Source organism: Tardiphaga sp., from assembly GCF_044336785.1.
GTDB lineage: Bacteria > Pseudomonadota > Alphaproteobacteria > Rhizobiales > Xanthobacteraceae > Tardiphaga.
This window is the reverse complement of record NZ_JBIIOT010000153.1, coordinates 1-7,501: the sequence shown is the minus strand read 5'-3', so window position 1 is coordinate 7,501 and position 7,501 is coordinate 1. Positions and strand designations below refer to the sequence as shown.

Annotated in this window: 8 protein-coding genes; 4 read left to right on the top strand and 4 right to left on the bottom strand. The window is 63.2% G+C overall.

What is annotated here, in order from left to right; all coding sequences use genetic code 11:
* Positions 1-39: 39 nt before the first annotated feature.
* The 3 genes from ACIQ2A_RS24745 to ACIQ2A_RS24735 form a co-directional block, all read right to left on the bottom strand.
* A complete protein-coding gene (locus tag ACIQ2A_RS24745; RefSeq protein ID WP_398484500.1) occupies positions 40-705 on the bottom strand; it encodes a methionine ABC transporter permease in 666 nt (221 codons plus the stop codon).
* On the bottom strand, positions 695-1,816 hold the full coding sequence (locus ACIQ2A_RS24740) for a methionine ABC transporter ATP-binding protein (protein WP_398484498.1): 1,122 nt from the start codon (positions 1,814-1,816) through the stop codon (positions 695-697). The genes ACIQ2A_RS24745 and ACIQ2A_RS24740 overlap by 11 nt, the downstream gene beginning before the upstream one ends.
* A gap of 207 nt (positions 1,817-2,023) precedes the next feature.
* On the bottom strand, positions 2,024-2,983 hold the full coding sequence (locus ACIQ2A_RS24735) for an aliphatic sulfonate ABC transporter substrate-binding protein (protein WP_398484496.1): 960 nt from the start codon (positions 2,981-2,983) through the stop codon (positions 2,024-2,026).
* A gap of 418 nt (positions 2,984-3,401) precedes the next feature.
* On the opposite strand from ACIQ2A_RS24735, the gene ACIQ2A_RS24730 reads away from it, so the two are divergent.
* From ACIQ2A_RS24730 to ACIQ2A_RS24720, 3 genes are all read left to right on the top strand, one after another.
* Positions 3,402-4,310 (top strand): aliphatic sulfonate ABC transporter substrate-binding protein, encoded by a 909-nt coding sequence (locus ACIQ2A_RS24730; protein WP_398484502.1) that lies wholly within the window; start codon positions 3,402-3,404, stop codon positions 4,308-4,310.
* A 25-nt stretch (positions 4,311-4,335) separates the two neighbouring features.
* On the top strand, positions 4,336-5,148 hold the full coding sequence (locus ACIQ2A_RS24725; RefSeq protein WP_398484493.1) for a MetQ/NlpA family ABC transporter substrate-binding protein: 813 nt from the start codon (positions 4,336-4,338) through the stop codon (positions 5,146-5,148).
* Positions 5,149-5,326: 178 nt separating this feature from the next.
* On the top strand, positions 5,327-5,983 hold the full coding sequence (locus tag ACIQ2A_RS24720) for an N-acetylmuramoyl-L-alanine amidase (RefSeq protein ID WP_398484491.1): 657 nt from the start codon (positions 5,327-5,329) through the stop codon (positions 5,981-5,983).
* 150 nt (positions 5,984-6,133) lie between these two features.
* On the opposite strand, the gene ACIQ2A_RS24715 is transcribed toward ACIQ2A_RS24720, so the two are convergent.
* The gene (locus tag ACIQ2A_RS24715; RefSeq protein WP_398484489.1) at positions 6,134-6,955 is read right to left on the bottom strand and encodes an aspartate dehydrogenase; all 822 of its coding nucleotides are present in this window, start codon (positions 6,953-6,955) and stop codon (positions 6,134-6,136) included.
* Positions 6,956-7,113: 158 nt separating this feature from the next.
* On the opposite strand from ACIQ2A_RS24715, the gene ACIQ2A_RS24710 reads away from it, so the two are divergent.
* A partial coding sequence (locus tag ACIQ2A_RS24710; protein WP_398484487.1) for a family 1 glycosylhydrolase occupies positions 7,114-7,501 on the top strand: 388 nt, incomplete at its 3' end.

Genomic DNA, 7,501 nt, shown 5'->3' with positions numbered 1-7,501 from the left:
GAAGAAACGAGACAGGCGCGCGCCGCAGTGCGCGCAAGATCAGGAGTGCCGGCTGCGCTTGTCGAGCCGGCGCGAGATGAAATCGCCGAGGCTCTGCACGCCCTGCACGAGGCAGATCAGCACGGCGACCACGGTCGCCATCACTTCCGGCATGAAGCGTTGATAGCCGTAGCGGATGCCGAGATCGCCGAGCCCGCCGCCGCCGACGGCACCGACCATCGCCGAGTAACCAATGAGGCTGACGGTGGCGAGCGTGAGCGCCAGCGTCACCGCCGGCATCGCTTCGGGAAGCAGCACCTTCCACACGATCTGCAGCGGGCTCGCGCCAAAGGCGCGCGCGGCTTCGACCAGGCCCTGATCGACTTCGCGGATCGCGCCTTCGATGACGCGGGCGATGAACGGCGTGGCGGCAATCGTCAACGGCACCACGGCCGCGCTGGTGCCGATGGAGGTGCCGGCAATCAGCCGCGTCAGCGGCACGATGGCGACGACGAGAATGATGAAGGGCGTCGAGCGCGTCGCATTGACCACAAGGCCGAGCAGCCGATTGACGTTCGGTGCGGGAAACAGCTCACCGGCCCGGCTGGTCGCCAGGAAGATGCCGAGCGGCAATCCGGCCAGCGTGCCAAAAATGCCGGCCAGTGCGACCATCACCAGCGTGTCGAGCGTCGAGGACGCGATCATGTTGATGAGTTCAGGCGACATAGCCGAGATGCTCCACGGTGTTGCGGGTGGCGGTCAGATCGGCGATCAGCTTCGCCTGCAGCCCGGGCTCGGCCGCGACGGAGGCGATCAGCGTGCCGAACGGATGATCGGCGACATATTCGATCTGGCCATGCATGATGTTGAAGTCGACGCCGTAGGCGCGCGTGAGGCGCGACAGCACGGGCTCGTCGGCATCGGCGCCGGTGAAGGCGATGCGGATCACCGCCTGGCGGCCCGGCGCGTAATCGGCGAGCAGACGCGACTGCAGCCATTCCGGCACATTGCCGCCGGTGACTTCGCCGACAAAACGCTTGGTCGTCGCATGGGTCGGGTTTGCGAAAATCTCGTAGGTCGTCCCCTGCTCGATGATGCGGCCGCCTTCCATCACGGCGACACGCTGGGCGAGCTTCTTCACCACACTCATTTCATGGGTGATGAAAAGAATGGTGAGATTGAGCTCGGCATTGATCTGCTTCAGCAGCGTGATGATCGAAGCTGTGGTCTCGGGATCGAGCGCCGAGGTCGCCTCGTCGGAGAGCAGCACCTTCGGCTTGGTCGCGAGAGCCCGCGCAATGCCGACGCGCTGCTTCTGGCCACCGGAGAGTTCGGCCGGATAGCGATCGCGCTTGTCGGCGAGGCCGACCATCTCGAGCAGCGGCTCGACAATGCCCTTGATATCCTTGCGCGGCGTGCCGGCGATCTCGAGCGGCAGCGCGATATTGTCGAAGGCGGTGCGCGAGGAGAGCAGATTGAAATGCTGGAAGATCATGCCAATGGAGCGGCGTGCCTGGCGCAGTGCGCGCTCATCGAGCGATCCAATGTCGAGTCCGTCAACGGTGACCTTGCCCTTGGTCGGCAGTTCGAGTCCGTTGATGAGGCGAATGAGCGTGGACTTGCCGGCGCCGCTCTTGCCGATCACGCCGACAATGGCGCCTTCGGGAACGACGAGATCGATATGATCGACCGCCTTCACCTCGGCGGAGTCCTTCCGGGGCGGGAAAATCTTGCTGACGCCATCGAAGGAAATGATGGCAGGCCCTTTCGGCTCAAGATCTGGCTGATCGAGAACTGGCACGGGCACTCCAGTCGGCTTGGACACGGGAGCGTTCATTGAATGACGTTTCTGTGCAGGTGTGAAGATCGGGGCCGGCCTCGGAAGGCGCTGGCGCCGTGGCGGCAACCTACTGATTTTCGGGCTGAATTCAACCGCACTGCACAAAAGGTGAACTTTTCACCCGGAAACCGGCAGTTTGGAGAATAACATTCCCCAACCGGCGCACTTTCCAGTGCGGCGGTCATGGGACCGACAACCGGGGCATCAGGACCCCGGATTCCAGGTCCAGACAATGTCCTTCACCTGCACCGGCTTCGGGATCAGGCCGAGCTTGAAGAACCGGTCCGCGGTCTCCTGCTGGGTGGCGATGATCCTGTCGTTGATCGGCACCACCGTGTAGTTCGACCGCTCGACGGCGCGGGTGGTGGCGGCCTTGTCGACGCCGGTCGCCTCCTGCAGCCGGGTCGCGACTTCGGCGCGATTGGCCTCGGCCCATTTGCCTTCATCCGCAAAGGTCCTGTTGAACAGCGCAACGAGGTCGCCGTGCTTGCCCGTAAAATCCTTGTTGGCGAGGAAGAACGAGATCGAGTCCTGCACGTCCTTCGAGAACGCCACGACGCGCGCCTGCTTGCCCTCGGCGAGTGCGAGATACGGGTCCCAGATCGACCACGCATCGATATTGCCGCTGGCGAAGGCCGCCGTCGCATCGGCCGGATTGAGATAGACCGGCGTGATGTCGGCGTAAGTCAGCCCGGCTTTCTCAAGCGCTGCGACGATCGTGTTATGCGCGCTCGAGCCCTTGCCGAAGCCGACCTTCTTGCCCTTGAGATCCTTGAGCGTCTTGATCGGCGAGTTCTCGGGAACGACGATGCCCTGATTGTAGCCGCGCGACGGAATCGCGGCGATGTAAACGAGATTGGCACGCGCGGCCTGCGCGAAGATCGGAGGCGCATCGCCGGCATAGCCGAAATCGACATTGCCGGTGTTGATGGCTTCGAGGATCGGCGGACCGAACTGGAATTCGACCCAGCGGACATCGATGCCTCTGGCCTTGAAGACCTTCTCCAGCGTCTGGCGTTGCTTCGCGGCGGGGAAGATGCCGGCCTTCTGGAAGCCGATGCGGATTTCCTTCGGCTGCTCCGCCGCCGGCGCCTTGCTGGTGATCTGCGACAGCAGCAGCGTCGCGGCGATGGTGGCCAGGACAGCGCGTCTCGACTTCGACATGGACATTCCTGCTCCGTGTTGCGTCCGGCGCCCACTGCGCCGACGTGATGCGGAAACGCTGCAGAGATTGTGCTTTCAAAGGTCAGCGACGCTCGGCAAGATTTGCGATCCGGGCCGCCGTGTCGGGAGCAGCTTTCATCTCCGGATGCAGAAAATTATTCCGTCGCAAATGGCGACCGGACGAGACCGGGAGAAGGTTTGGCTCCGCATTTTGCCTCCGGCAGAATGCTTCTATCGCTGCGCCCGCAACTACAGTCGGCCATTTCATTGACTGGAACCGGCCACTCTCGCACCTTTGCGCATCTCAATTTGATACTTGCAAAGCGGCATCATCATGCTCCCCATTCTGCTCTCGCATGTTCTCAATCGCACCATCCGGCGCCCCACCCGCGCATTGCAGATGGCGGCGCTCGTAACGATGTTGTCGACCTCCTTCGCCTGCGCGCAGACGATGGACACGGTGCGCATCGGTTATCAAAAATCATCGACGCTGATTGCGGTGCTGAAGACCAATGGCGAATTGGAAAAGGCACTCGCCCCGCTCGGCGTGAAGATCTCGTGGCATGAATTCACCAGCGGCCTGCCGCTGCTGGAAGCGATCAACACCGGCAATGTGGATTTCGGCGCCGATGTCGCCGACACCGTGCCGCTGTTCGCGCAGGCCGCCGGCGCCAGGCTCGCTTATGTCGCCGAGGAAGCTCCCTCGCCTGCCGCGCAGGCCATCGTGGTCCCCGCGGAATCTCCGCTGAAGAGCCTCGCCGATCTCAAGGGCAAGAAGGTCGCCGTGACCAAGGGTGCCGGCAGCCACTTCCTGCTGCTCGCCGCCCTCGGCAAGGCCGGCCTCAGCTTCAAGGATATCCAGCCAGCCTATCTTCCGCCTGCTGACGGTCGCATCGCCTTTGTCGGCGGCAATGTCGATGCCTGGGTGGCGTGGGATCCCTTCCTCACCAGCGTGCAGCGCCAGAGCAATGCGCGGGTGCTGGCTGACGGCAGCAACGGCCTCGCCAGCTACAAGCGCTACTATCTGTCGTCGGCAGCCTATGCAGACAAGCGCAGCGACGTGCTGAACGCGATCTACAAGAAGCTGGATGAAACCGGCAAATGGGTGAAGGCCGAGCCGAAGGACGCCGCAAAACTGCTGTCCAGCCTGTGGGGCATCGACGCCGCGACCGTCGAGGAGGCCAACAGCCATCGCTCCTACAAGGTCGGCGCCGTCACCAAAGCCGGCCTGTCCGAACAGCAGATCATTGCCGACGCGTTCTTCAACGAGAAGCTCATCCCCGTGAAGGTGGATGCCGCCGACGTGAAGATCTGGTCGCCGAAGTAATCCCCGCTCACTGAAAGCTCATATCATGAAGTCCCTGCTCTCGGCGCTCGCCGCCGCCGCCATCACGCTTGCCTCTTTTACCGGCGCGCTCGCGCAGTCGCCAACCAAGACCGAACTCAAGGTCGGCTTCGTGCCCGGCCCCTATATCGACGGCTTCAAGAAGGGCGTGGAGCCCGAACTGAAGAAGAAGGGCTACACGGTCAAATACTACGAGTTCTCCACCGGCCTCGAAGCCAACACGGCCGTGTTCAAGAATGACATCGACGCCAATGTGATGCAGCACACGGTGTTCCTCGACTCCTATAACGAGCGCCAGAAGACCGACCTCACCGGCATCATCACCGTGCCAACGCCGCCGATGGGCCTGTATTCGACCAGGCACAAAAAGGCGGACGACGTGAAAGCCGGCGCCACCGTCGTGGTGCCGAACGATCCGGTGAACCTGCAGCGTGCGCTCTGGATCCTGCGCGATCTCGGCTGGATCGAGATCAAGGACAGCAAGCCGGTGGATGTCACCGAACTCGACGTGATCAGGAACCCGAAGGGCATCAAGATCGTGCCGCTGGAAAACGCACAGGCGCCCCGCGCCCTCGGCGACGCCGACTTCGCCGCCGTGCAGGGCAATTTCGCCATCTATAGCGGGCTGAAGCTGACCGAAGCCTTTGCCCTGGAAAAGATGACCAAGCCCTACACCAATGTCGTCGCCGTCCGCCGCGGCAATGCCGAAGCGCCATGGGCGAAGGACATTGTCGAGGCCTACAAGTCGGACACGTTCAAGTCCGCGATCCGCAACGACAAGTTCTATGCCGGCTTCACGCTACCTGAATACTTCAACTAAGACGCGACCGTAGGGCGGATTAGGCGAAGCCGTAATCCGCCGGCCGAATTCATCGCTGAAGCTCCGCGGCGGATTACGCTGCGCTAATCCGCCCTACGTTTGAGCCCGATTTGACTCCGCGAACGGCTCGGATACGCTTCTTCTCAGGGTGCCTTGAGGCGCCCTGAGGTCGAGGGGCATGAGAGGTCGGATCGTCGGGGCATCGCTGATCTTGTGCGCGTTCGCCAGCCCGGCGACCGCCCAGATCCCTACAAGCTTCGAGATCGCCGCCCGCTCGCGCGGCACGCCGGATATTCCCGGCCTCAACATGGTCTGGCTGGTGCCATGGACTGATCTTCGCCACGCCCGCGAATGGCGCAACATCGTCGTGCATCAATCGGAAGGCGCGCCCGGCTCGGCCTGGCGCAATGCCGTGGCGCAGATGCAGCGGCAAAATCGCAAGGGTGTGCAGATCTGGGTCGAGACCGATGGCACGGTCTATTGGTCCACCGCCGAATGGGCGGTGCCGAACCACCTGCGCGACGGCAACCGCAACGACAATAAATATATCGACAACTCATCGACCTATCAGCAAGTCGACAACGACTCGACGATCGGCATCGAATTCGTCGGCAACTATCCCAATGTGAGGAAACCGCCGACCGACGCGCAGATCGCCGCGTGGCGCGTGCTCGTCCGCGTGCTGCAGGCCCGCTACGATATTCCGAACGAGCGCGTCTATGCGCATAACTGGATCGACTATAAGGATCGGCGTTACTGCGAGGGCTGCGAACTGGCGAGGATTGCGCGGACGCAGGGGATCGAGACCGCGCAGCAGGTCGAGAAGGGGCAATAGGCTTCAGCCCTCTCCGCCCCTCATCCTGAGGAGCGGTCGTCTTCGACCGCGTCTCGAAAGATGGCCGCGCACTCCAGAGCCAAGCCATTCATGGTTCGAGACGCGCGCCCAGGGGCGCACTCCTCACCATGAGGGCGGAGTGCGGGGCGGTTACGTCCCCACCCGCAGCGCCGCGCCGCGCTTGCGCAGCAGCGCGATCACCGACAGCGCGGTGATGCGGCCGGTCTTCGGATTCTCCGACGGAATGTTTTCGATCTGCATCGAGAAACGCGCGGAATCCGAATCCACCTCGACGCGATGCACATTGCGGGTCAGCGCCGGATCGGCCCAGATCTGCAGCGTCGTCGCGTCGGGGCCGACTCCCGCCAGCGACAATGCGACGGCAACATTGAGATTGGCCGGAAAGCCCTTGGCCGCTTCACGTGCGCTGCCTTCAAAAATCTTCAATGGCTCGGTGATGCTCTCGATGTCGATCTTGTTCTCGACAATGTAGGGCGCCCCCGCGAGCCCCTTCACCGGCTTGCGCGTCACCATTGTCACCGAATGGATCTTGCCTTCAGCCGCCGCCGTCACGGCATCGAGACCGATCAGCGCGCCGGTCGGCACCACGATCTGCCCGCCATGCGCCTTGGCGAGTGCGACGAGGTCGTCGTTGAACAGCAGGGCCCCGGCGCTCAGCACGATGGCGGTCTTGCCCTTGGTCACGAACGGCTTGACGATGGCGGGCAGCAAGGAGGCTGGCGCGCATTCGATCACGATATCGGCGACGGCTTCGAGCTCCGCGATCGGCAACACCGGCGGCGCCTTGCCGAGCTTAGACAGGAACGCCGCATGCTTCTCCGCGTTCTGCACGGAGATCGCGACCAGGCTCAGGCCTTCGATCCCGCGATCGAGCTCTTCGACCACCTTCTGACCGATCCCGCCCAGACCCACCACGGCGACGCGCGCCACCGATGCCGTTTGCATGCCCATTACTGCCATCCCGCTTCACGCCGACGTTATTGCCGCTCATGCTCTTTTTGTCGCAGCCGTCTGCGAATGTCCAATGCCGCCATGCTGGGGCCTCATGTCCCCTGTCATTGCGGCCGGCTCGACGCTATCTCTCGGGCAACCGCCATACAGGAGTTGCAGTGTCCCATCGTTTCACGCGCCGTCATCTGGTCGGAGGCGCAGGTGCGCTCGCCGCCGGTCTCGCCATCCCGCCGGCGGAGGCGCAGCAGTCGGCAAATGCACAGCAACGCGGCAATCCGCGCGCGTTCCCCCCGAATTTCGTCTGGGGCACGGCCACCTCCGCCTATCAGATCGAAGGCGCCGTCGAGGCCGATGGCCGCGGCCGCTCGATCTGGGACACCTATGCGCGCCTGCCGGGCAAGATCCGCGACAACAGCAATGGCGACCGCGCCAATGAGCATTTCGCGCGCTACAAGCAAGACGTCGCGCTGATGAAGGAGTTGGGTACCACGGCCTATCGCTTCTCCATCGCCTGGCCGCGCGTGTTTCCGGATGGCACCGGCACGG

Bases quoted from the DNA above. Each gene is read 5' to 3' on its own strand.
- ACIQ2A_RS24745 (WP_398484500.1), bottom strand. From the start codon at position 705: ATGTCGCCTGAACTCATCAACATGATCGCGTCCTCGACGCTCGACACG.
- ACIQ2A_RS24740 (WP_398484498.1), bottom strand. From the start codon at position 1,816: ATGAACGCTCCCGTGTCCAAGCCGACTGGAGTGCCCGTGCCAGTTCTC.
- ACIQ2A_RS24735 (WP_398484496.1), bottom strand. From the start codon at position 2,983: ATGTCGAAGTCGAGACGCGCTGTCCTGGCCACCATCGCCGCGACGCTG.
- ACIQ2A_RS24730 (WP_398484502.1), top strand. From the start codon at position 3,402: ATGTTGTCGACCTCCTTCGCCTGCGCGCAGACGATGGACACGGTGCGC.
- ACIQ2A_RS24725 (WP_398484493.1), top strand. From the start codon at position 4,336: ATGAAGTCCCTGCTCTCGGCGCTCGCCGCCGCCGCCATCACGCTTGCC.
- ACIQ2A_RS24720 (WP_398484491.1), top strand. From the start codon at position 5,327: ATGAGAGGTCGGATCGTCGGGGCATCGCTGATCTTGTGCGCGTTCGCC.
- ACIQ2A_RS24715 (WP_398484489.1), bottom strand. From the start codon at position 6,955: ATGGGCATGCAAACGGCATCGGTGGCGCGCGTCGCCGTGGTGGGTCTG.